The organism is Mesorhizobium sp. URHB0026, from assembly GCF_054059755.1.
This window is the reverse complement of the sequence record NZ_JBSSCN010000001.1, coordinates 5,175,171-5,196,531: the sequence shown is the minus strand read 5'-3', so window position 1 is coordinate 5,196,531 and position 21,361 is coordinate 5,175,171. Positions and strand designations below refer to the sequence as shown.

Annotated in this window: 20 protein-coding genes and 1 pseudogene; 12 read left to right on the top strand and 9 right to left on the bottom strand. The window is 63.3% G+C overall.

The features are described from left to right. Positions 1-26 precede the first annotated feature (26 nt). The 3 genes from ACVWWD_RS25500 to ACVWWD_RS25490 form a co-directional block, all read right to left on the bottom strand. Positions 27-854 carry a helix-turn-helix domain-containing protein gene (locus ACVWWD_RS25500; RefSeq protein WP_023792374.1) on the bottom strand — a complete coding sequence of 276 codons (828 nt, stop codon included), beginning with the start codon at positions 852-854 and terminating at the stop codon, positions 27-29. Positions 855-1,030: 176 nt separating this feature from the next. Next, the gene (locus ACVWWD_RS25495) at positions 1,031-2,029 is read right to left on the bottom strand and encodes an ABC transporter permease (protein ID WP_352547957.1); all 999 of its coding nucleotides are present in this window, start codon (positions 2,027-2,029) and stop codon (positions 1,031-1,033) included. 61 nt (positions 2,030-2,090) lie between these two features. Continuing rightward, positions 2,091-2,834: an ATP-binding cassette domain-containing protein gene (locus ACVWWD_RS25490; RefSeq protein ID WP_023782761.1), complete on the bottom strand. Its 744-nt coding sequence runs from the start codon at positions 2,832-2,834 to the stop codon at positions 2,091-2,093. A 449-nt stretch (positions 2,835-3,283) separates the two neighbouring features. On the opposite strand from ACVWWD_RS25490, the gene ACVWWD_RS25485 reads away from it, so the two are divergent. Both ACVWWD_RS25485 and ACVWWD_RS25480 read left to right on the top strand, forming a co-directional pair. Further along, a complete protein-coding gene (locus tag ACVWWD_RS25485) occupies positions 3,284-4,273 on the top strand; it encodes a sugar-binding protein (RefSeq protein WP_023769566.1) in 990 nt (329 codons plus the stop codon). Positions 4,274-4,458: 185 nt separating this feature from the next. Then, positions 4,459-5,242, top strand: a pseudogene (locus tag ACVWWD_RS25480) (FadR/GntR family transcriptional regulator). A gap of 20 nt (positions 5,243-5,262) precedes the next feature. On the opposite strand, the gene ACVWWD_RS25475 reads toward ACVWWD_RS25480, so the two are convergent. Further along, the gene (locus tag ACVWWD_RS25475; protein ID WP_023782759.1) at positions 5,263-6,201 is read right to left on the bottom strand and encodes an NAD(P)-dependent oxidoreductase; all 939 of its coding nucleotides are present in this window, start codon (positions 6,199-6,201) and stop codon (positions 5,263-5,265) included. Positions 6,202-6,321: 120 nt separating this feature from the next. Between ACVWWD_RS25475 and ACVWWD_RS25470 the strand changes: the two genes are divergently transcribed. The 3 genes from ACVWWD_RS25470 (at position 6,322) to ACVWWD_RS25460 (ending at position 8,694) form a co-directional block, all read left to right on the top strand. Next, the gene (locus ACVWWD_RS25470) at positions 6,322-7,218 is read left to right on the top strand and encodes an NAD-dependent epimerase/dehydratase family protein (protein ID WP_352547953.1); all 897 of its coding nucleotides are present in this window, start codon (positions 6,322-6,324) and stop codon (positions 7,216-7,218) included. Between the two features lie 102 nt (positions 7,219-7,320). Next, the gene (locus tag ACVWWD_RS25465; protein WP_023782757.1) at positions 7,321-8,097 is read left to right on the top strand and encodes a FadR/GntR family transcriptional regulator; all 777 of its coding nucleotides are present in this window, start codon (positions 7,321-7,323) and stop codon (positions 8,095-8,097) included. A gap of 153 nt (positions 8,098-8,250) precedes the next feature. Then, a complete protein-coding gene (locus ACVWWD_RS25460; protein ID WP_352547950.1) occupies positions 8,251-8,694 on the top strand; it encodes an SRPBCC family protein in 444 nt (147 codons plus the stop codon). Positions 8,695-8,780: 86 nt separating this feature from the next. Here the strand turns inward: ACVWWD_RS25460 and ACVWWD_RS25455 are convergent, their stop codons facing one another. Beyond that, entirely contained in the window at positions 8,781-9,071 is a 291-nt protein-coding gene (locus tag ACVWWD_RS25455; RefSeq protein ID WP_015317112.1) for a DUF3175 domain-containing protein, read from the bottom strand. 172 nt (positions 9,072-9,243) lie between these two features. Between ACVWWD_RS25455 and ACVWWD_RS25450 the strand changes: the two genes are divergently transcribed. From ACVWWD_RS25450 to ACVWWD_RS25420, 7 genes are all read left to right on the top strand, one after another. Further along, entirely contained in the window at positions 9,244-10,473 is a 1,230-nt protein-coding gene (locus ACVWWD_RS25450) for an MFS transporter (protein WP_352547947.1), read from the top strand. Between the two features lie 158 nt (positions 10,474-10,631). After that, positions 10,632-11,660, top strand: a complete 1,029-nt coding sequence (gntR, locus tag ACVWWD_RS25445) for an HTH-type transcriptional regulator GntR (RefSeq protein ID WP_352547945.1) — start codon at positions 10,632-10,634, stop codon at positions 11,658-11,660. A 287-nt stretch (positions 11,661-11,947) separates the two neighbouring features. After that, the gene (locus ACVWWD_RS25440; RefSeq protein ID WP_023769574.1) at positions 11,948-13,075 is read left to right on the top strand and encodes a sugar ABC transporter substrate-binding protein; all 1,128 of its coding nucleotides are present in this window, start codon (positions 11,948-11,950) and stop codon (positions 13,073-13,075) included. 76 nt (positions 13,076-13,151) lie between these two features. Beyond that, positions 13,152-14,699 (top strand): sugar ABC transporter ATP-binding protein, encoded by a 1,548-nt coding sequence (locus ACVWWD_RS25435; protein ID WP_352547942.1) that lies wholly within the window; start codon positions 13,152-13,154, stop codon positions 14,697-14,699. Beyond that, positions 14,696-15,676 (top strand): ABC transporter permease, encoded by a 981-nt coding sequence (locus ACVWWD_RS25430; RefSeq protein ID WP_023769576.1) that lies wholly within the window; start codon positions 14,696-14,698, stop codon positions 15,674-15,676. The genes ACVWWD_RS25435 and ACVWWD_RS25430 overlap by 4 nt, the downstream gene beginning before the upstream one ends. Beyond that, the gene (locus ACVWWD_RS25425; protein ID WP_023769577.1) at positions 15,673-16,659 is read left to right on the top strand and encodes an ABC transporter permease; all 987 of its coding nucleotides are present in this window, start codon (positions 15,673-15,675) and stop codon (positions 16,657-16,659) included. Before ACVWWD_RS25430 ends, ACVWWD_RS25425 begins: the two co-directional genes overlap by 4 nt. A 2-nt stretch (positions 16,660-16,661) precedes the next feature. Next, positions 16,662-17,210 carry a gluconokinase gene (locus tag ACVWWD_RS25420; RefSeq protein ID WP_352547939.1) on the top strand — a complete coding sequence of 183 codons (549 nt, stop codon included), beginning with the start codon at positions 16,662-16,664 and terminating at the stop codon, positions 17,208-17,210. On the opposite strand, the gene ACVWWD_RS25415 is transcribed toward ACVWWD_RS25420, so the two are convergent. The 4 genes from ACVWWD_RS25415 to ACVWWD_RS25400 all read right to left on the bottom strand — a co-directional run bounded on the left by ACVWWD_RS25415 (position 17,205) and on the right by ACVWWD_RS25400 (position 21,360). Beyond that, entirely contained in the window at positions 17,205-18,353 is a 1,149-nt protein-coding gene (locus ACVWWD_RS25415; protein ID WP_352547937.1) for a hypothetical protein, read from the bottom strand. The genes ACVWWD_RS25420 and ACVWWD_RS25415 overlap by 6 nt on opposite strands. Before the next feature lie 10 nt (positions 18,354-18,363). Then, complete coding sequence (locus ACVWWD_RS25410; protein ID WP_023769580.1) at positions 18,364-18,813, bottom strand: RrF2 family transcriptional regulator; 450 nt, start codon at positions 18,811-18,813, stop codon at positions 18,364-18,366. A 246-nt stretch (positions 18,814-19,059) separates the two neighbouring features. Further along, positions 19,060-20,046: a sulfate ABC transporter substrate-binding protein gene (locus ACVWWD_RS25405; RefSeq protein ID WP_352547934.1), complete on the bottom strand. Its 987-nt coding sequence runs from the start codon at positions 20,044-20,046 to the stop codon at positions 19,060-19,062. 273 nt (positions 20,047-20,319) lie between these two features. Beyond that, a complete protein-coding gene (locus ACVWWD_RS25400; protein ID WP_023769582.1) occupies positions 20,320-21,360 on the bottom strand; it encodes a sulfate/molybdate ABC transporter ATP-binding protein in 1,041 nt (346 codons plus the stop codon). Between the last annotated feature and the right edge of the window lies 1 nt (position 21,361).

The window sequence follows — 21,361 nt, the reverse complement described above, 5'->3', positions numbered from 1 at the left end:
AGTCTGAAAAAACAGATAGCTGTTGCTCAGGCCGTTGCCCGCGCGGCCTCGCGGTAGAGCGTCGGCGGCACGCCGACATGGTCGCGGAAGAAGCGCGAGAAATTGCCTTGCGTGGTGAAGCCGAGATTGCAGGCGACCGAGATCAGCGGCTCCCGCGACCACTGCAACTGCCGCACCGCTTCCTCCATGCGCAGCGTGTTCCAGTAGACATTGGGCGTCAGGTTGGTCTGTTCCTTGAACAAGGCGAAGAAATGCGGCCGCGAAAGGCCAACGGCGCGGGCAACGTCGTCGAAGGAGATGCGTTCGCAGATATTGGCCTTCATCAGCTGAATCGCCTTGCGGACGCGGAAATCCTGCACCGTGTTTATGCGGCCGCGCGCGTCCTGCGGCGCCGAGGCATCGGCGGCATCGAGCACCGAGTCGACGAAGCGCTCGATCTCGTAATTGGCGACATCGTCGACGCTCTCATTGTCGGTGAGATGGTCGAGCAGGCTGGCGGCCGCCTGGTGCAGCCAAGGCTCGAGCGCGATCGCCGCCCGCGAAAACAGCGGCGCGTTGGATGGCAGGTCGCGCCGGCGGCGGGCCCAGTCGGGATCGATGTAGAAGGCGAGAAACAGACCGGGCGTCCCGTTTTGCGACAGGACATGGCTGTGGGGCTGGAAGGAATTGATGCCGGCGGCGGTGCAGGGGCCGAGGCTGACCGTCTCGCGGCCGATGGTCATCTCGCCGGCGGTGCCTTCGAGCCAGATGATCAGATGAGCCTCGACATGGGCATGGGTGACGAAGTCGCTCGCGACATTCAGGACAGAAACATGTCCGAACCGGCCCCAGTAGAGCCTGATCGCTTCCGTCATGGCATATCCTCCCGCAAGCGACTGGCCTCCCTTCGCCTGCAGGGGGATTGTGCGGCCGGTTTTCGGCATCCGTCAAGGCATCGGCTGTTGGCCGGCATCAAAGGCCGTCGGCTTCGGCCGATTTTCAGACTGAGCGATAGGATCAGAACGACTAGCGCTTCGACGGCGAAGAGCCCTCAATCGCTGCGCCTGAAATTGCGGATGCGGTCGAACAAAACCGCGAGCAGGATGGCGCCGCCGATGAAAGTCCCTTGCCAGAAGGCATTGATGCCGAGCAAGCCAAGGCTGTTGCGGATCACCTCGATGAGGGCAGCACCGACGATGGCGCCAAAGGCGGTGCCGACGCCGCCGGCCAAATTGGCGCCACCGATGACGGTGGCGGCGATCACTTGCAGTTCCATGCCGTTGCCGAGATTGGTGGTGACAGCGCCGAGCCAGCCGGTTTCGATGATGCCCGCAATGCCGGCCGACAGCGCCGAGATCATGTAGACGGCGACCTTGATCTGGCGAACCGGCACGCCGGTCAGCGTCGCGGCGTGCTCGTTGCCGCCAATGGCAAAGATGTGGCGGCCGAACTTCGTCCAGCGCAGGACGAAGCCGGTGATCAGGGCCAAAAGGATCGTGTAGAGTACCGGATTGGCGATGCCGAACGCCCAGGCGCCGCCGCCGAGCGCCAGAAGCTTGTCGTGGTCCGGGCCGAACTGGAAGACGACGGTGTTGTTGGAGGCGACCATGGCGAGGCTGCGGGCGATCGACAGCATGCCGAGCGTCACCACGAAGGGCGGAAAGCCCAGATAGGCGATAAAAATGCCGTTGAACGCGCCGATGACGAGCGCGGTGGCGATCGAGGCCAGAATGCCGATCTCGATCGAATAGCCTGCATGCATGGTGACGGCCAGCACCATCGAGCACAGGCACAGCACCGAGCCTACCGACAGGTCGATGCCACCGGTGATGATGACGAAGGTCATGCCGAGCGCCACGATGGCGACGAAGGTGATGTTGCGCGTGATGTTGTAGAGGTTCTTCGAGGTGGCGAAGGCATCGGTGGCGAAGGACAAGAAGATGCAGGCCAGGACGACGGCGACCACCACCCAGAAAGTCTGGCTGGAGAACAGGCGCGACAGGAGAGTGTGCTGCTTCTGCGCGATCGTCTGGTCAAGGGTGACTGCCATTATCGACCTTTCCTGCCGGCAGCGAAACGCGCCAGCGCAATGAAAACCGGTTTTATCGCTCTCACGCCGCCTGCTCGATGGCGCCGGTGATCAACCCGGTGACTTCCTCGGGCGAGCTCGACGCGATCGCCTTGTCGGCGACCTTCCTGCCGCGCCGCATCACGATGACGCGGTCCGCGACGTCGAAGACGTCGGGCATGCGGTGGCTGATCAGCACCACGGCGATGCCCTGTTTACGCAAGTTGCGGATGAGGTTGAGCACTTCGGCGACCTGCCGCACCGAGATCGCCGCCGTCGGCTCGTCCATCAGCACGATCTTGGCCTGCGACAGCATGGTGCGGGCGATCGCCACGGCCTGGCGCTGTCCGCCCGACATCTGCTTGACGAGATCGCGCGGGCGCGTCTCGGATTTCAGCTCGGCGAAGATATGGCCGGCGCGCTTGTACATCGCCGCATAGTCGAGGATACGGAACGGGCCGACGCCACGACGCAGTTCACGGCCGAGATAGACATTGGCCGCCGCCGTCAGATTGTTGCAGAGCGCCAGGTCCTGGTGGACGATCTCGATGCCGTGCTGGCGCGCCTCGACCGGCTTGTGCAGGATGAGTTCCTTGTCGTCCATGCGCATGGTGCCATGGCTCGGGCGGAAATTGCCGGCGATCATCTTGACCAGCGTCGACTTGCCGGCGCCGTTGTCGCCCATCAGGCCGACGACCTCTCCGGGCTCGATCGACAGCGACACGTCGTTGACCGCCTGGATGGCGCCGAAATGCTTCGAGATGTTGGTGAGTTCGAGAACCGCCACCAGTCTTTGCCTCCCATGCCTGACCCATCCTCACGCGGACAGGCGACAGCTTCCATTGGCTTTCCCCAGCTCCTCCCGGGGGCAGCGATGCGGTCATTTACGCGAATGGTATCGCGGGCGTCAATTGTCGAACAGGCAATTGTCAGACGAATAGTGCCGTGCAGATTTTGAAAAATCCGTTTTGTAGGACAAATAGCATTGACGTTGGCGGCAAGCCGTTATTAGTTGAGCGTCGGAGGAAGACATGCCGGCTTTGACGACGCCATCGGCGGCGCCAACGGCAAGAAGGTTTTGGCGATCGTGCAGCGTCGTCGCTGGGAGGGTCGCATCTGAAAATGCTTATCGGCCTGGCCGGATTGAATGGGCGCACGCGTCTCAGTCATCTCGCATCCTGGCTGGTTTGTGTGGCGGGCACGCCGTGTCCGTCTGGTTGCAAAGGGAGGACTGACATGAGGAAAACAGTATTGCTCGCCGCCGTCGCCGCCATGGCGTTGGGCGCCGGGCCGGCTTTGGCCAAGAAGCAGCTCGTCATCGTGGTGAAAGGTCTCGACAATCCATTCTTCGAAGCCATCCACCAGGGCTGCGAGAAATGGAACAAGGAAAACGCCAGCTCGGAATATGAATGCTTCTACACCGGCCCGGCATCGACTTCCGACGAGGCCGGCGAGGCGCAGATCGTGCAGGATATGCTTAGCAAGGCCGACACGGTTGCGATGGCGATCTCGCCGTCCAACGCGCCGCTGATCGCACAGACGATCAAGAGCGCCAATCCGTCGATCCCGATCATGACCGTCGACGCCGACCTCGCCAAGGGAGACGCGGCACTGCGCAAGACCTATCTTGGCACCGACAACTACCTGATGGGCAAGAAGATCGGCGAGTACATCAAGAAGGCCAAGCCGAATGGTGGCACGATCTGCACCATCGAGGGCAATCCGGCGGCCGACAACATCCTGCGCCGCGCGCAAGGCATGCGCGACGCGCTGACCGGCAAGGAAGGCCTCACGGCACTTGCCGGCGAAGGCGGCTGGACGGAAGTCGCCGGCTGCCCGGTGTTCACCAATGACGACGGAGCCAAGGGCGTTCAGGCGATGACCGACATCCTCGCCGCCAACCCCAAGCTCGACGCGTTCGGCATCATGGGCGGGTGGCCGCTGTTCGGCGCGCCGCAGCCCTACCGCGACCTGATCGGCCCGCTCAAGGACCGGCTGGCCAAGAACGACTTCGTCATCGGCGCCGCCGACACGATCGGCGACGAGGTGGCGATCGCCAGGGACGGCCTTGTCACCGCGCTGGTCGGCCAGCGGCCCTTCGAAATGGGCTACAAGGCACCATCGGTGATGATCGACCTGGTCGAAGGCAAGAAGGTTGACGATCCGGTCTTTACCGGTCTCGACGAATGCACCAAGGACACCGTCGACACCTGCATCCAGAAGTAGGCCGCGATTTCGGGGCGCTCGCCAACGAGCGTCCCGTTTCCTCCACTCTTCAACAGGACGCCTTGGTTGGGGCATCGGGCTCCGGCTTTGACGCGTCAGTGGTTTGGATTTTCGGCAACGGGATCGGTGCGCCACGCGGGTTCGGATCAATCCGGGTGACTGGCGGCCGACCTATTGGAACGTGAATGCCGGACGAGAAGGCAAAGAAAAAAGCCGGCCGGGCCAAGGCGCAAGCCAGCCATGACCCAGCAGCCATGCGTAGGGCGGATGCGGCGCACTTTCCCGGGGTCCAGCGTCCATGCCTCGCTCGCCAGCGAGATTGGCCTCAGGATCGTGCGCGGCGACTATCCGCCTGGCAGCATCCTGCCCAATGAGGCCAAATGGGCCGAAACCTTCAATGTCAGCCGTTCGGCGGTGCGCGAGGCGATCAAGATGCTGATGGCCAAGAGCCTTTTGGCTTCGCGGCCAAAGATCGGCAGTTGGGTCGAGCCGAAGGAGCGCTGGAACCTGCTCGACCGCGACGTGCTGGCCTGGTACGCGACCGCGCCGGATCGCGAAGCGTTCCTTCGCACCGTGCAGGAGTTCCGCCACATCATCGAACCGGAAGCATCCGCCTTTGCCGCCATGCGGCGCAGCGACGAGCAGATGGCCGAGATCAGCCTGGCCTGCCGCGAGATGGGCGAGGCGGCCAACCTGCCCGAGCGCATCCGTGCCGACACGCGCTTCCACCTCGCCATCCTGCGGGCGTCGGGCAACGACCTTCTGGTGCCGCTCGGCGTGTTGATCGAATCGGCGCTCGACCATCTCTTCGTCTTCACCACGCGCCAGGTCGGCGATCAGCGGCGGGCACAGAAACTGCACGAGGCGATCGAGAAAAGCATCCGCCTGCAGCGGCCAGCCGCGGCGCGCAACGCCGTGCACAAGCTGCTTGCCGACACGGATGAGGGGATCGGAAGGGGCCGGCGCTGAGGCCAGCCGCCGTCCGGGTCTCAGATCGTCTGCTTCTTTCCATCCTTCGTCGGCATCAGGTCGATGCCATTGACCTTGGCGATGTGCGTGGCCAGCATCGGCACGAACTGCTCGGCCGGGCCGGTTGCGTGAGCGCCGGCGAAGGAATTCTTGGTGGCGTTGCCGAGCGGATTGGCGATGCCCGCCGCGCCCGCCATCGATTCCAGATAGGTCAAATCCTTGAAGGCATTGGCTATGGTGAATTTGTGGGCGTCGCGGTCGCCTTCCAGCGTCCAGCGCATGAAGGTCTGGTAGAAGCCGCAATCCATGCGGCCGTTGCGAATGACGCTGTCGAAACGCGGCGGCGAGATGCCGACCTTCTCCGCCAGTGCCAAGGCCTCGGAATAGAGTGCGGCGTAGCCAAGCGAGATGAAATTGTTGAGCAGCTTCATGCGGTGGCCGTCTCCGGTATCGCCGATATGCACGATGCGGCCGGCCCAGGTGTCGATCACCGGCTTGACCCTGGCAAAGACGGCGTCGGGCGCGCCAACCATGGCGTCGAGCGTGCCTTCCCAGGCTTCCTTCGGCGTGCGGCTGAGCGGCGCGTCGACATAGTCGACGCCGAGCGCCTTGAGTTCCGCGGCAAGTGCCACGGTCGAGACCGGATCCGATGTCGAGCAGTCGACGACGACCGCCCCCTTCTTCAAGCCCTCCTTGAGGCCATCGGGACCGCGAATGATAGCCTCCACCTCGCGCGAGCCGGTGACGCAGATGAAGACGATATCGGATGCCGCCGCCACATCGCGGGAAGTCGATGCCTCGCGAGCCCCTCGGCCGAGAAGATCCTCCGCCGGTTTGCGGTTCTTGCGGCCGAGGAAGGTCAGGGAATATCCCTTGTCGACAATGTTCTTGGCGATGCCGTGCCCCATCAGGCCAAGGCCGACAAAGCCGATCTTCTCACCGGTAGCGCTCGTGCTCATGCTGTCTGTCCTGTTCCGTGATTATCGATAATGTCGCCGCTGTTTTAGCCATAGACGGTTGCAGAAAGCAATATTGTCTGACAATACACGTAAATCCCAGGACTTTCGTGGAGACCAGAAATGACGAAGCGGATCATGTTCACCGGCGGCAGCGGCAAGGCTGGACGCCACGTCGTGCAATATCTGTTGGAGCAGGGTTGCCAGGTGCTCAACATCGACACCAAGCCGCTCGACAATCCCAAGGTGCGCACGCTGATCACCGACATCACCGACAGCGGCCAGGTGTTCAACGCGCTGTCGAGCTATATGGGGCTGCACGAATTCGACCCCTCGCTACGCCCGCAGCCAGTGGACGCCGTGGTGCATTTCGCTGCCATCCCACGCATCATGATCACGCCGGACAACGAGGTGTTCCGCATCAATGCAATGGGCACCTACAACGTCATCGAGGCGGCGGTGAAGCTCGGTATTCGCAAGGTGATCATCGCTTCCAGCGAGACGACCTACGGCCTGGTATTCGCCAACGAGCCGCGCGACCCCACGCATTTCCCGCTCGACGAGGACTATGACGTCGACGCGATGGATAGCTATGCGCTCTCAAAGATCGTCAACGAGAAGACCGCGCGCGCTTTCGCGCAGCGCAACGGCACGGATATCTATGCCTTGCGCATCGGCAACGTCATCGAGCCGCATGAGTATTCGCTGTTTCCGAAATGGTTCGCCGATCCTGGTTTTCGCAAGCGCATCGCCTGGAGTTACATCGACGCGCGCGACCTTGGCCAGATCACGCTGCGCGCCGTCGAGAAGGATGGGCTGGGCTACCAGGTGTTCAATGCCGCCAATGACGACACCTCGTCCGATCTGCCGACCGCCGAACTCCTGAAGCGGTTCTATCCCGACGTGCCGGTCAACGGCGAACTCGGTGAGTATGAGACGCTGCTGTCGAACCGCAAGGCGCGCGACATGCTCGGCTTCCGCCCGGAGCACAGCTGGCGCAAATACGTCAAGACCGCCTGAGCGAGCTCGAATCACGGCTGGGTTGTGCATAGAGGGCCGGCTTCGGGGCCCCACGCCCGCACCGCGCTTGACAGCTCCCCTAAACCGGCCTTTCTGGAACCCATGCGGGACGCGAAGCCGAACAAGGAAAAATCGCCGAAAAAGGCTGTAGCCGCCGATCGTCCGGCCGGTGTTCGGCGAGCCGACGCGGCACGTATTCCGGGCTCCAGCGTGCACACATCACTGGCCGGCGAGATTGGCCTCAGGATCGTGCGCGGCGACTATCCGCCCGGCACCATCCTGCCCAATGAGGCCAAATGGTCGGAGACCTTCAGCGTCAGCCGCTCGGCGGTGCGCGAGGCGATCAAGATGCTGATGGCCAAGAGCCTGCTCGCATCGCGCCCCAAGATCGGCAGCTGGGTCGAGCCGAAGGAGCGCTGGAACCTGCTCGACCGCGACGTGCTCGCCTGGTACGCGACGTCGCCCGACCGCGAGGTGTTCCTGAAGACGGTGCAGGAATTCCGCCACATCATCGAGCCGGAAGCGACCGCCTTCGCCGCCATGCGGCGGACCGACGAGCAGATGGCCGAGATCAGCCAGGCCTGCCGTGAGATGGGCGAGGCGAAAAGCTTGCAGGAGCGGACCCGCGCCGACACCCGCTTTCACCTCGCCATCCTGCGTGCCTCGGGCAATGATCTGCTGGTGCCGCTCGGCGTGCTGATCGAATCCGCCTTCGACCACCTGTTTGCCTACACGACCCGTGAACTCGACGATTTGCAGCTCGCCCAGAAGATGCACGAGGCAATCGAAAAAAATATCCGCCTCCAGCGGCCGGACGCGGCGCGCAATGCCGTGCGCAAGCTGCTGGCCAATACCGACAACGTCATCCGTTCGCGATAGATTTCCGCGACACGGCCGTTCGGCGGGGGTGTTTGCGCCTTCGAGCTCGAAGCAATTCGGGGAGCACCGCAAAAAATTCTAAAGCCTATGTCGGACCGGCTGTGTTGTGTCCGTCCTTGGGGCATCGAACAGAGACCACGAAGGAGTATCGACATGCCCAGCACCGCACGTTTGCATCGCGTTCTGACCACCAGCCCGGAGAAGGTCTACCGCGCGTTCCTCGAGGCCGACGCTCTTGCCAAATGGCTTCCGCCGAACGGCTTCACCTGCACGGTTCATCACTTCGAAGGCAAGGTCGGCGGTACCTTCAAGATGTCGTTCCGCAACTTCACCACTGGCGACAGCCATTCGTTTGGCGGTGAGTATGTCGAGCTCGTCGCGGGCGAACTCCTGCGCTACACCGACAGGTTCGACGATCCCAACCTGCCCGGCGAGATCCAGGTGACCGTGACGTTGAAGAAAGTGTCCGTAGGCACCGAAGTGAACATCACACAAGCCGGCATTCCAGACGCCATTCCCGCCGAAGCCTGCTATCTCGGCTGGCAAGAGTCGCTGCGCAACCTGGCCAAGCTTGTCGAACCCGAGATCAGACAATAGGGCGCCGACCGTCTGGGTAGCGGTAAGAAACGGGTTCCTCACCTCGTTTTCGATGGTGAGGAACAGGAGCCATTGGCGGCGAGGGCCTAATCCTCTTTTGGCCGCCCGAATGCCGCGCGCAATTCGTCCTTGGCGTCCTCGAGGATCTTCTTGCGTGCCGCGGGCAGGTTTTTTCCGGCCCTGTTGATGTAAAAATTCAGCATCGACATCGCGGACTGGAAGGGCTCGGCCTTGCGGCGGTGGCTGTGTTCGGCCGAACGCTTGAGCGAGGCGGCGATCTTCTTGGCATCGTCGGATTCGAACACGTGGTCCTCGAGATCCATGGCATCGCTGTGCTCGGTCACCTCGGCCGACCATTTCTGCTTGGTGGCGGTCATGGCTGGACTCCTTTGCGGGGTTGCTGATCGGAAACTCCAGATGCTGGCGTCGGTTCCCGCACTCGTACCTCCCTGGAACCACGGATTTGCCCTCTGTGGTGCTGCTGTGCGCCGAGAATGCGTCGATAGTGGCCAAAACAGCAGCGGTTGAGGCCGCCGACAGGAAACGCCTTTGTCACGAGCCGACTTGAGCCGGCCGAGCCCCGGTATCGACAGTTCCTACGCCTGGATGCGCCTTGCTATCTCGATGCTGCTGGCGACGATCGGCGCGGTCGGCATGTGGGCCGTTGTCGTGGTGCTGCCGGCGGTACAGGCCGAGTTCGGCGTCGAACGCGCCGCGGCATCCATGCCTTACACCGCGACCATGGTGGGCTTCGCCGCCGGCAATGTGATGGTCGGCCGCGCCATCGACCGCATGGGTTACTGGATTCCGGCGCTGTTTTCCTCGATCGCGCTCTCCGCCGGCCTTCTGCTCGCGGCTCTGTCGACCTCGATCCTGCAATTCACCCTTGCCCAGGGCGTGCTGATCGGTCTCGGTACATCGGTGATCTTCGGGCCGCTGATCGCCGATATATCGCATTGGTTCAATCGCCGGCGCGGCGTCGCCGTCACCGCGGCCGCGGCCGGCAATTACCTCGCCGGAGCGATCTGGCCGACCTTCATGCCGACGCTGATCAAAGCGGAAGGCTGGCGCTTCACCTATGCCGCCATCGGGGTCTTCTGCCTGGTCACCATGGTGCCGCTGGTGCTTTTGCTGCGCCGCGGCGCTCCGGAAGCGGCAGCCGCCGGCTCGGCCGGAAGCCGGTCTGTGCAGCCTATGCCAATGTCTCCAGCCGCGATGCAGATGCTGCTGGTCGTCGCGGGACTGGGCTGCTGCGTGGCGATGTCGATGCCGCAAGTGCATATCGTCGCCTATTGCATGGATCTTGGCTACGGCATGGCGCATGGCGCCGACATGCTGTCGATCATGATGGCCGCGGGCGTCGTCAGCCGGCTCGCTTCGGGCTTTGTCGCCGACCGCATCGGCGGTGTCAAAACCTTGCTTATCGGCTCCGTGCTGCAATGCCTGTCACTGCTGTTCTACATCCCGTTCGACGGGCTCGCCTCGCTCTATGCCGTGTCGCTGGTCTTCGGCCTGTCGCAAGGCGGCATCGTCCCTTGCTATGCGATCATCGTGCGCGAATACCTGCCCGCCAAGGAAGCCGGTCAGCGCATCGGCATCGTCATGATGGCGACGATTTTCGGCATGGCGATCGGCGGCTGGATGTCGGGCTGGATCTACGACCTGACCGGCTCCTATGCCGCCGCGTTCCTGAACGGGATTGCCTGGAACCTCTTGAACATACTCGCGATCGGACTGTTCATGTGGAAGGCAAGGGACAGGGCTGCCGTAGCCGCCTGAGGAAAGCCAAGCACGGCCATTCGGTGGCCCGGCTTGACAACGGGCAGTCACTGCGCGACTCCAAGGCGGAGGGTGCGGCAACAGGCCGGTGAGATGGCGACAGCTGGAAAGATCGCATTGCGGGCGCGCTTCGATGGCCATGCGCATGGGCCAAGATCGTGATCAAGCCGCGTTCGCGCCGGGGCGGTGGCCGCCCAACCCTGTCGGATGTGGCACGCAAGGCCGGCGTCGGCGCCATCACCGTTTCACGCGCGCTGCGCGACCCGGCGCGCGTTTCCGAGGAGCTGCGCCGCCAGATCCAGGCCGCCGTCGACGAACTCGGCTATGTGCCGGACCCCAATGCGCGCGCACTGGCCTCGGCGCGCGCCGAAGTGTTCGGTGTGCTGGTGCCTTCGCTGACCAATAACGTCTTCGCCGAGGTGGTGCGCGGCATTTATGACAGCCTGTCGGACAGCCCGTTCCGCATCCAGCTCGGCAATACGCACTATTCCGGACTGGAGGAAGAGCGGCTGCTGCAGTTGTTCGGTTCGCAACGCCCGGCCGCGCTCATCGTTGCCGGCATCGACCAGACGACCGCTTCGCGAAAACTCCTGGAGAATGCCGGTTGCCCGGTGGTGCAGGTGATGGAGACCGGGCCTGATCCGGTGGACATGATGGTCGGTTTCTCGCATCTCGATGGCGGTCGGACGGCGACCGAGCACCTGATCGAGGCGGGGTATCGCCGGATCGGCTTCATCGGTGCACGCATGGACCCCCGCTCGCAGCGGCGCCTGGCTGGTTACCGGGTGGCGATGGAGAACGCCGGCCTCTCGGACCCGCGCCTGATCACCACAACGCCGGTGCTGTCCAGCGTGCCGCTTGGTCGAGAACTGTTCCGCGATGCCCTTGCCAAGATGCCAACGCTCGACGGCGTGTTCTGCAACAATGACGACATCGCGCTCGGCGTGCTGTTCGAATGCCATCGCGCTTCCATCGACGTGCCCAAGACCATTGGCATTGTCGGCTTCAACGATCTCGACATGATGCAAGTGGCGTTTCCTTCGATCACCAGCATCCGCACGCATCGCTACGAAATCGGCAGGCGTGCGGTGGCCATGGCGCTTGCGGCGATATCAGGTGACAGGCCGCGGCAGCGCGTCGTCGACCTTGGCTTCGAGCTGAAGCGCCGCGAGAGCACGGCGCGCTGAAACATTTTAGAACCTGCTGAATCAGCCTTTACAGGCATTCTTGGTAGCGCTACCATTCGAAACCGCGTGGCGTCAGCGCGTTGTTTATTATACATAAGCGACAGAATTTCCTTGTTTATTATTGATAATATGATACTTTTGCTCCCGCTTAAGGAAGCGAAAAGGAGGAGCAGGTTGGCGCTGGCCACGTGACGTGCGTGGGACTACGGCGGGAGGTGCTTGGGTCAACACGTCATTGTACCGCAGCTAAACAAAGAAAGTCAGAACTGCAACTGGGAGGAATATCGATGATCAAGTCACTCGTGGGTGGCATCGTTGCCGCCACTGCATTCGTCATGTTGAGCTCAGCGGCGATGGCCGCAGGCCCAGAAGTCGTCAAGGGACCAGCAGCCGAGCCGGACTGCTTCGCCCCATGGGCAGCCGATACGCAATTCTTCAAGTTCCCCAAAAAGGCCGGCCCATATCGCGTTGCGCTCGCCAACGGCTATATCGCCAACACTTGGCGTATCCAGATGGTGCAGACCGCCAAGGCGTACGCGGCACAGCCGGATGTCGCCAAGAAACTGAAGGAATTCAAGGTTGTGTCGACCGGCGAGGACGTCCCGGCGCAGATCTCCGCGATCAACAATTTCATTGATTCCGGCTTTGACGCCATTGTCGTCAACGCGCAGAATCCGACCGCCTTCGGGCCGGTCATCAAGCGCGCCAGGGAAGCGGGGGTCGTGCTGGTCGCCTTCGACAACATCCTCGACACCAAGGATGCCATCAACGTCAATGTGGACCAGAAGGGCCTTGGCGCATTGTGGGGCAAGTGGTTGGTCTCACATGTTCCGAACGGCGGAAAGGTGCTCGAAGTGCGCGGCGTCGCCGGCACCTCCGTCGATACGGACCGCCATGCCGGCATCCACGAGGTTCTCGACGGCTCGGGCAAGAAATGGGAAGTCACCGAGGTGGTCGGCAAATGGGACGATGGCGTCGCCCAGAAAGCTACGGCGGACGCGATTGCCACCAACGGACCCTTCGACGGTATCACCGGGCAAGGCGGCGACACCGGCATCGTGCAGGCGATGATGGATGCCAAGCATCCATTCGTTCCGTTCGGCGGCGAGACGGAGAACGGCTTTCGCAAGTTCTGCGCCGCGCATGCCGGCGACGGCTTGAAGTGCTCTTCCGCCGGCACCGGCCCCGCCCAGGTGGCCGTGGCAATCAAGACGGCAATCGCGGCCCTCGAAGGCAATGTCGTGCCGCAATCGGTGAAGCTGCCGCTGGCCATTGTCGAGGATCCGAACTTCAAGGCAGGCCAGGATTTCTTCCCCGACCAGTCCGACAATTTCTTCGTCGGCAATTCCTTCCCGACCTGCGGCATCAATTTCAGCGCCCAGGAAATCATGGGGCAGACCAAGGAAAACCAGTAGTCGCTGGCTATCGTCTGGCGCCGCGGCTGATCAGGCGGCGCCAGACTGCAATCCCACAATCGCCTCGGGAGGGTTGATGGACGGTGCGGCTCCACTCTTTCGCATGGAAGGCATTTCCAAGCGCTATGGCGGCGTGCGGGCGCTGGAAAAGGCCGAACTGACGGTCGGGGCCGGCAGCATCCACGCCATTCTCGGTGAAAACGGGGCTGGCAAATCGACCCTGATCAAGGTCATGGCCGGTGTCGTGGCGCCCGACGAGGGCCACATGACGCTGGACGGACGCGAGGTGACCTTCGCGTCACCGGGTGCGGCGAACAAGGCCGGGATCGTCTGCATCTTCCAGGAACTGTCGCTGATCCCCGAACTCAGCGTCGCGGACAACATCGTCATCTCCGATCCGCCCAAACGCTTCGGCATGATCGACCGCAAGGCGCAGCGGCGCATCGCCGAGGACGCGCTGGCGCGCGCGGGCGCCGCCGACATCCATCCGCTGGCACTGGTCAAGGATCTGCCCCTGTCACGGCGCCAGATGGTGGAGATCGCCAAGGCGCTGGCCAGGAAACCGCGCATCCTCATCCTCGACGAAGCGACTTCGGCGCTGACGGCGGCGGATGTCGCGAAGATCTTCGGCGTCTTGAAACGACTGCGCTCGGAAGGGCTGGCGCTGCTCTACATCTCGCACCGCATGAATGAGATCGCCGAACTGGCCGACCATTGCACCGTGTTCCGCAATGGCCGCAATGTCGCCAGCTACGAGGCCGGCTCGAAGAGCGACAACGAGGTGGTCGAGCTGATGATCGGCCGTGAATACAGCCATATTTTTCCGCCCAAGCCAGCAGCGGCACCCGCCGGTGCCGCCCCCCGGCTCGAGGCGCGCAAGCTGTCCTGGGCCGACCGGCTGCACGATATCTCGCTGACAGTCAGGGCAGGCGAGGTGGTCGGCCTCGGCGGGCTGGACGGCCAGGGCCAGCGCGAATTGCTGCTCGCGTTCTTCGGTGTGCTCCGCGGCCTCTCCGGCGAGGTGCTGATCGACGGCAGGCCGGTGACGATCACCAGCCCGGCAGCGGCCCGCGAGGATGGCATCGGCATGGCCCTCATCCCGGAGGACCGCAAGACCGAAGGACTGATGCTGCCGATGACGGTGCGCGAGAACCTGTCCTTCGCCGCGCTCGACCGGCTGTCGAAAGGCAGCATCATCGACCGTGCCGCCGAACAGCGGCTGATCGACGACATGGTCGGCCTGCTGGCGATCAAGACCGCGGGCCTCGACATTCCGGTCGGCGCGCTGTCGGGCGGCAACCAGCAGAAGGTGGTGATCGCCAAATGGCTGATGCGCCAGCCGCGCATCATCCTGCTCAACGACCCGACGCGCGGCATCGACGTCGGCACCAAGCAGGAGATCTATCAGCTGATGCGCAAGCTGGCGGATGCGGGCGCGGCGATCCTGTTCTATTCGACCGACTATGACGAGCTGATCGGCTGCTGCGACCGGGTCCTGGTGCTCTATGACGGCGCCGTCAAGCGAGAGCTGGTCGGCGGCGAGATCACCGAGCGGGCGCTGATAGCGAGCGCGCTCAACATCCATGGCGAGGAGAGCCCGGTGGGCCTGGGAGCAAGCGTGTGAAAGATTGGCGCTACTGGCTGGCCGAGCAGCGCGGAACGTTGCTGGCGCTCGGCATCTTCATCGTTATGTTCGTCATCTATACCTCGAACCATCCGGCAGGCTTTACCGCCAATGTCGTGCAGACGGCGGCGAACAAGGGCGTGCTGCTTGCCTTCGTCGCCATGGCGCAGACGCTGGTCGTCATCACCTCCGGCATCGACCTGTCCGTGGGCATGATCTTCCTGCTCACCAACTGCCTGGCCTCCTGGCTGGTGGTGGGCACGCCGATGCAGACCACGCTCGGCGTCATCGCCGTGCTTGTGGCGGGCCTTCTGTGCGGCGCCGTCAACGGCGCCATCGTCATTTATGGAAGGCTGCAGCCGATCGTCGCGACCATCGCTACCGGCGCGGTCTACTACGGCATCGGCCTTTTGCTGCGGCCCTTTCCGGGCGGCTCGGTCAACGAGGATCTGGCCGATGCTATGACAGGACGTTTGTTCGATCTGGTGCCCGCAAGCCTGATCGTGCTGCTGGCGGTCGTGCTGTTGATCTGGGTGCCGTTCAGCCGCTCGGTACTCGGCCGTGCCGCCTACGCGGCCGGCTCGTCGGAAACAGCGGCCTACATGTCGGGCGTGCCGATAAGGCGCGGCAAGTTCTGCGCTTACACGCTGGCGGGGTTGCTGGCCGCGATCGGCGGGCTGTTCCTGACATTTTTCACCTATACCGGGGAGGCCGCCTATGCCAGCGGCAATGCATACACGTTGTTCTCGATCGCGGCTGTCGTGCTGGGCGGTGTGTCGCTGTTTGGTGGCAAGGGCAGCGCCATCGGCGCCATCTTCGGCGCCCTTGCCTTCCGCACCATCGGCGACCTGTTGTTCGTGTTCGACTTCGATCCGCTCTGGCAGCCGTTGTTCCAGGGCGTTATCCTGCTGGTCGCCGTCAGCCTCGGCGCCTTCGCCCTGTTTCGGGTCCGCAACCGGCTGGAGTGGTTCCTGTGAGCGAGACGACCTTGGGTGGCATTGCCGGCCGCATGCCGAAATTCATCCGCCGCGCCGATCCGGCGGTGCTGACCGCCTTTGCCTGCATCGTGGTGCTGCTGTTGGTCGGCAGTCTCTATTCACGCAGCTTCCTGTCGCCTGAATATCTCCTGCAGCAGCTCAAGGTGGCCTCGTTCCTCGGCGTCATCGCCACCGGCATGATGCTGGTCATCCTGCTCGGCCAGATCGACCTGTCGGTGCCGTGGTCGGTGGCGGCGGGCGCGATGATGGCCTGCGCGGCGGCCGCCTACGGTCCGGCCGGGGTGGTGCTGGCGATCCCTTTCGGCATCTTCTGCGGCGTGCTGATCGGCGTCGTCAACGGCATCGGCGTGGCCTATTTGCGCATTCCCTCGATGATCATCACGCTCGCCACCAATGCCGTCGCGCAAGGGCTGATGGTGGTCTACACCGGCGGCTTCTCGCCACAGGACTCGGCGACCGGCGCCATGCGCTACCTGGCCACCGGCTTCACCATTCCGGGCGTTCCCAACGCCGTCATCATCTGGGCGCTTATAGGGATTGCGATGGTGTTCGTGCTGACGCGCACCGGCTTCGGCCGCGCGGTCTATGGTATCGGCAACCGCGAGCGCGCCGCCTATCTCTCGGGCATCGACACGAGACGCGTGGTGATGATCGCCTTCGCCGTCTCCGGAGGGCTCTCCGCCTTCGGCGGCGTGCTGCTGGCCGGCTATGCCTCCAAGGCGGCGCAGTCGATGGGCGATGCCTATCTGCTGCCGTCGATCGCGGCCGTGGTGCTGGGCGGCACCTCGATCCTGGGCGGGCGCGGCTCCTATCTCGGCACCGTTGCCGGCGTCATCCTGATCACGCTGCTGCAATCCATCCTGTCGGTCATGCAGATGCCGGAGGCGGGACGGCAGATCATCTATGGCGTCGTCATCGTCACCATGCTCCTTCTTTATGGCCGAGCGCCGGCGAGCCGCTGACGGTGGACGAAAACGCAGCGCAGGCGTCGACAGGCGCTTCAGGTTTGGCGCCTCCGGCCATCGTGGTGATGGGGGTCGCCGGCTGCGGCAAGTCAGCCGTCGGCATCGCGCTGGCCACCGCGCTGGATGCCGTCTTCATCGAGGGCGACAGGCTGCATCCGCCCGAAAACGTCGCCCGTATGGCACGCGGCGAGCCGCTCACCGATCAACTGCGCGAAGGCTGGCTCGATGCGATCGGCGAGCAGATCCGGGCCACGATCGCCAAGGGGCATGGTGTGGTCGCCGCCTGCTCGGCGCTGAAGCGCGGTTATCGCGAGCGCCTGCGCGGTTTTTGCCCTGATATCGTCTTCCTCTATCTGGAGATCGATCCCGCCACCGCGCGGCGGCGCGTTGGCAACCGCAAGGGCCATTTCATGCCGGCAAGCCTGGTCGACAGCCAGTTCGCCATCCTCGAGCCGCCGGGGCAAGATGAGCGGGCATTGACGCTTGACGCGACGCGGCCGGTCGACGAACTCGTTGGCCAGGCAATGCGCTTGGTACGCCGGTCATGAGCCTTCTTCAGCGCTGATGCCGATGCCGCCCTGGGCTTCCGTCAACCGCTCGTGGCGCGACCAGGACATCATCTGCTCGGGATACTCTTTCAGCGCCTGCAGCAGGCGGTCGCGTTTGAGCAGCATGTAGCATGCCTGCAGGGCCATGTTCTTGGCTCCGTCCCTGATTGTGTCCGCTGCCTGGAGTGCCGGCGCCGCCGGCACCAGTTCGGGGCTCAAGACGGCGCGATATTCCCGGAAGGGAACGACCTCGAAGGTCGACATCGCAAACAGGGCGGTCTTGCCGCGGGCGGCGAAATTCGCCGGTGCCGAGGCAAGGTGCGTCCAGCCGCTTTCGCCAAGCGAGGTTTCGGCGAAGGTCGAGCCGGCGTGGGTGGTGTTGGTCATCATCACGACGCCGTTCTGCCTCAGCATCTTCTGAATGCGGATGGTGACCTGATAGGCGTCTTCACGGTCGAAGACGATCCGGCTTTTCAGGAACCGGTTCTCGACATGGACCATTGGCGGATTGAGAAAGCGCTGGCCGAATGCCGTCTCGGATACGCCATGCGTGTTGACGCTGACCTGATGCGCTTCGATGCCGGCATCGTGCATGGCGCGCTTGCCAATCATTGTCTGGGCGGTGAACTGATCGCACCAGAGGATCGCGCCATGGCCGCGTTGCAAAGCGGCCTGCAAGTCCTCGAGCCCTTGCAGCCGGATCGCCGGCCTCCAGCGACGGGCGACCAGATGCGCGGCAAGTTGCATGCGGCGGCGATGGCGCGCCGCGAGCAATGCCTCGAACAGCTTGCGCGCATCGATGTCGCTGCCGAGCACCGCGCGGGTTGCAGCGGCATATCCGGGGAAATCCTTGCGCATATGGCGCTTCAGGCGAAACCTCGACGCCCAATCGCAAATCGGCGACCACCAGCGCACCGGCAGCACCGCCGCGACCGCGAGGTAGAAGAGGGCGGCCAGGCTTTCGCGAAGATCCGTGGTGGAGAAGCGGCGGAGCTTGCCGGCGTTAAGCTGCTTGCGGCTGAAGAAGCGCACGTCCTCGGCATATTCGGGGACAAAGACGTCGGCGATGATCTCGGTGCGAAAGCTGGCTGCCGATGGCTTACGGGGGACTTTTCGGGATTTCGTGAACCTCGACAGCCTCATTCGCCCGGCTCTAGATCTGGGATGTCAACTCGACCGGAAAATCGTCGTTGTCGGCATCGCGCATGGCGGCGAGGCTGCGGTTGTCCAGCACCTCGGCGATCGCCTGGCGCACTTCCAGCATCATGTGCCGGACCTGGCAGGTCGCTTCGTCGCAATCCTCGCAGCGCTGGTACTGCGTGCGGCTGGCGCAAGGTATCGGCGCCAGCGGACCGTCGAGCACGCGCACGACATGGCCGATCTTGATCTCGGAAGCGGGACGGGCGAGGCGATAGCCGCCTTCCTTGCCCTTGCGGCTCTGGACGAAGCCGGCGTTGCGCAATTCGCCCAGTATGGCATCGAGGAATTTCTTCGGGATGTTGTTGGCGACGGCGATGTCGTTGACGAAGGCCAATTGGCCGACCGGAAGATTGGAAAGATGCACGAGAGCCTTGAGGCCGTATTTGCCTTTTTTCGTCAGCATGCCCTGATAACCCGTTTAAGCCCCAACCACCCCGCATCTGGCGGCTGTTTGTGTGCAAATGATGACGGCATTGCTTTCACACGCTGCCGTTTCGCGAAAACAAGCCATTGGAAAGGCATGTTTGACACAAACGCGTTGATTGTTTGTAAGTTTTTGCACGATGCGCCCCGGATTTGCCTTATCGCCTAAACGAGGAAAGCCGGCCCCGGGCCGGCTTTCGTTGATCTTATTGTTGGGCGTGGAGACTTACCGGCTCCCATAAGCTTGGTCGAGCAGGCCGCCGGCGGCGAAATGCTCTTTTTGGACCTTGTCCCAACCGCCGAAGACGTCTTCCACCGTCAGCAGGCGCACATCCGGAAAATCGGCCTTGTATTTGGCCGCGACAGCTGCGTCGCGTGCGCGCAGCCCATTCTCGGCGGCGATGCCCTGGCCCTCGGGGGTGTAGAGGAAGTCGAGATAGCTCTTGGCTAGGTCGCGCGTGCCGTGTTCGTCGGCGACCTTGTCGACGATCGCCACCGGGAATTCCGCCAGAAGGCTGACCGAAGGGGTGACCTGCTCGAATTTGTCGTCGCCATATTCCTTGCGGATGCCGCGCGTCTCGGATTCGAAAGTGATCAGCACGTCGCCGATCTCGCGCTGCACGAAGGTGGTGGTCGCGGCGCGCCCGCCAGTGTCGAAGATCGGCACGTTGTTGAACAGCTTGGTGATGAACTCCTTCACCTTGGCGTCGTCGCCGTTGAAGGCTTCCTTGGCGTAGGCGGTGGCCGCCAAATAGGTGTAGCGCGCATTGCCCGATGTCTTCGGATTGGGGAAAATCACCTGCACGTCGTCGCGCACGAGGTCGTTCCAGTCCTTGATGTGCTTGGGATTACCCGCGCGGACGAGAAACGAAGGCAGCGAATAGAAGGGCGAGGCGTTGTCTGGAAAATCCTTCTGCCAGTCGGCCGAGACCAGCCCCTTCTTCACCACGAAGTCGACGTCGGTGACCTGGTTGAAGGTGACGACATCGGCGCCAAGGCCCTCGGCGATGGCACGCGCCTGCGCCGAAGTGCCGGCATGGGACTGGTCGATGCTGACGGCCGGATGCTTCGCGATAAAGGCCTTGTTGACCTGCGCGAAGAGTTCCCGGCCGACGTCATAGGAGGCGTTAAGCAGCTTGTCGGCCGACCAGGCTTGGGAGGATGCGAGGATGAGGCCGGCTGCGACGGCAACGCCGAGGAAAAATCGCTTCATGAAGGGCTCCGGATGCAACGCTCTATTGCCGGACCATAGCCGGGGCCAAGACGGGCGGCGAGGCATAGATTCAGGGCTTGGCACTTGTTGCTAGAAAACCGTTTCCCGAGCATGCGGATCGTAGTTTTTTCTTTCAAATAGGGTCATCCTGTGAACCCTGTCCTTGCCAGTCCCTTCATCCGATGATCCTGGTATTGTCCTTGAAAGGCCTGGTGAAACGGTAGGCGACCGCCGTCGGTCCGGGTGGCGACAAAATTCATATTGGTCGTGTTTTTATGCAGCCGGGAACAGCTTCCAGCGCCCCGGCCGGAACGCCACGCGGCTCTTCTGCGCCGCCGGATGATCGACCGGCAGTTCGATCTCGACCCGCTGGCGTTCGCCGCCAATTTCAAGCTCGACGCGCCTTGTGCCGGCGACGCGGCGGCTGGCGGCCACGGTGCCGGCGATGCAGCCGCTGCAACCGTCCAGCAGTTCGACGTCATGCGGCCGGAAGTAGAGCATCGCGTCGCCCTCGGGCGCATGCGGCGCCGACAATCCGATCGGACGGTCGGCCAGCCAGATCTCGCCATTCTCGACCTTGACGGGAAGGGAGCTGGATTCACCGATGAAGCCGTAGACGAAAGGCGAGTTCGGCGTGTCGTAGATATCATCGGCTGTGCCGACCTGCTCGATGCGGCCCTGGCTCATCACCACGACGCGGTCGGCAAGCTCCAAAGCCTCTTCCTGGTCGTGGGTCACAAAGACGGTGGTGTGGCCGGTGCGGTCATGGATTTCGCGCAGCCAGCGGCGCAGTTCCCGGCGCACCTGCGCATCGAGCGCGCCGAACGGCTCGTCGAGCAGCAGCACCTTGGGTTCGATCGCCATGGCGCGGGCGAGCGCCACGCGCTGGCGCTGGCCGCCCGAAAGCTGCGCGGGATAGCGCTTCTCCAGCCCTGAAAGCTGGACGAGATCGAGAAGCTCGGAGGCGCGGCGGCGTATTTCGGCGGCCGGCGGCCGCGTCGGCCCGTGCCGCACCTTGAGGCCGAAGCCGATATTGTCGGCCACCGTCATGTGGCGGAACAGGGCGTAGTGCTGGAAGACGAAGCCGACATTGCGCTCCTGGATCGATTTCTGCGAAGCGTCGTCGTCACCAAAAAAGATTTTTCCACGCGTCGGGCGCTCCAGCCCGGCGATCAGCCTGAGCAGCGTCGTCTTGCCGGAGCCGGACGGTCCGAGCAGCGCGATCAGTTCGCCCGATTTGATGTCGAGCGAGACATCGTGGAGCGCCGGAAACCGCTCGAACTCCTTGCGCACATTGGCAACGCGAACTTCCATG

What these genes read in the sequence shown, in the direction of transcription:
- ACVWWD_RS25410 (WP_023769580.1), bottom strand. Translation starts at nt 18,813, where the DNA reads ATGCTGACGAAAAAAGGCAAATACGGCCTCAAGGCTCTCGTGCATCTT.
- ACVWWD_RS25500 (WP_023792374.1), bottom strand. Translation starts at nt 854, where the DNA reads ATGACGGAAGCGATCAGGCTCTACTGGGGCCGGTTCGGACATGTTTCT.
- ACVWWD_RS25460 (WP_352547950.1), top strand. Translation starts at nt 8,251, where the DNA reads ATGCCCAGCACCGCACGTTTGCATCGCGTTCTGACCACCAGCCCGGAG.
- ACVWWD_RS25465 (WP_023782757.1), top strand. Translation starts at nt 7,321, where the DNA reads ATGCGGGACGCGAAGCCGAACAAGGAAAAATCGCCGAAAAAGGCTGTA.
- ACVWWD_RS25435 (WP_352547942.1), top strand. Translation starts at nt 13,152, where the DNA reads ATGGACGGTGCGGCTCCACTCTTTCGCATGGAAGGCATTTCCAAGCGC.
- ACVWWD_RS25470 (WP_352547953.1), top strand. Translation starts at nt 6,322, where the DNA reads ATGACGAAGCGGATCATGTTCACCGGCGGCAGCGGCAAGGCTGGACGC.
- ACVWWD_RS25400 (WP_023769582.1), bottom strand. Translation starts at nt 21,360, where the DNA reads ATGGAAGTTCGCGTTGCCAATGTGCGCAAGGAGTTCGAGCGGTTTCCG.
- ACVWWD_RS25415 (WP_352547937.1), bottom strand. Translation starts at nt 18,353, where the DNA reads ATGAGGCTGTCGAGGTTCACGAAATCCCGAAAAGTCCCCCGTAAGCCA.
- ACVWWD_RS25495 (WP_352547957.1), bottom strand. Translation starts at nt 2,029, where the DNA reads ATGGCAGTCACCCTTGACCAGACGATCGCGCAGAAGCAGCACACTCTC.
- ACVWWD_RS25405 (WP_352547934.1), bottom strand. Translation starts at nt 20,046, where the DNA reads ATGAAGCGATTTTTCCTCGGCGTTGCCGTCGCAGCCGGCCTCATCCTC.
- ACVWWD_RS25440 (WP_023769574.1), top strand. Translation starts at nt 11,948, where the DNA reads ATGATCAAGTCACTCGTGGGTGGCATCGTTGCCGCCACTGCATTCGTC.
- ACVWWD_RS25475 (WP_023782759.1), bottom strand. Translation starts at nt 6,201, where the DNA reads ATGAGCACGAGCGCTACCGGTGAGAAGATCGGCTTTGTCGGCCTTGGC.
- ACVWWD_RS25485 (WP_023769566.1), top strand. Translation starts at nt 3,284, where the DNA reads ATGAGGAAAACAGTATTGCTCGCCGCCGTCGCCGCCATGGCGTTGGGC.
- ACVWWD_RS25455 (WP_015317112.1), bottom strand. Translation starts at nt 9,071, where the DNA reads ATGACCGCCACCAAGCAGAAATGGTCGGCCGAGGTGACCGAGCACAGC.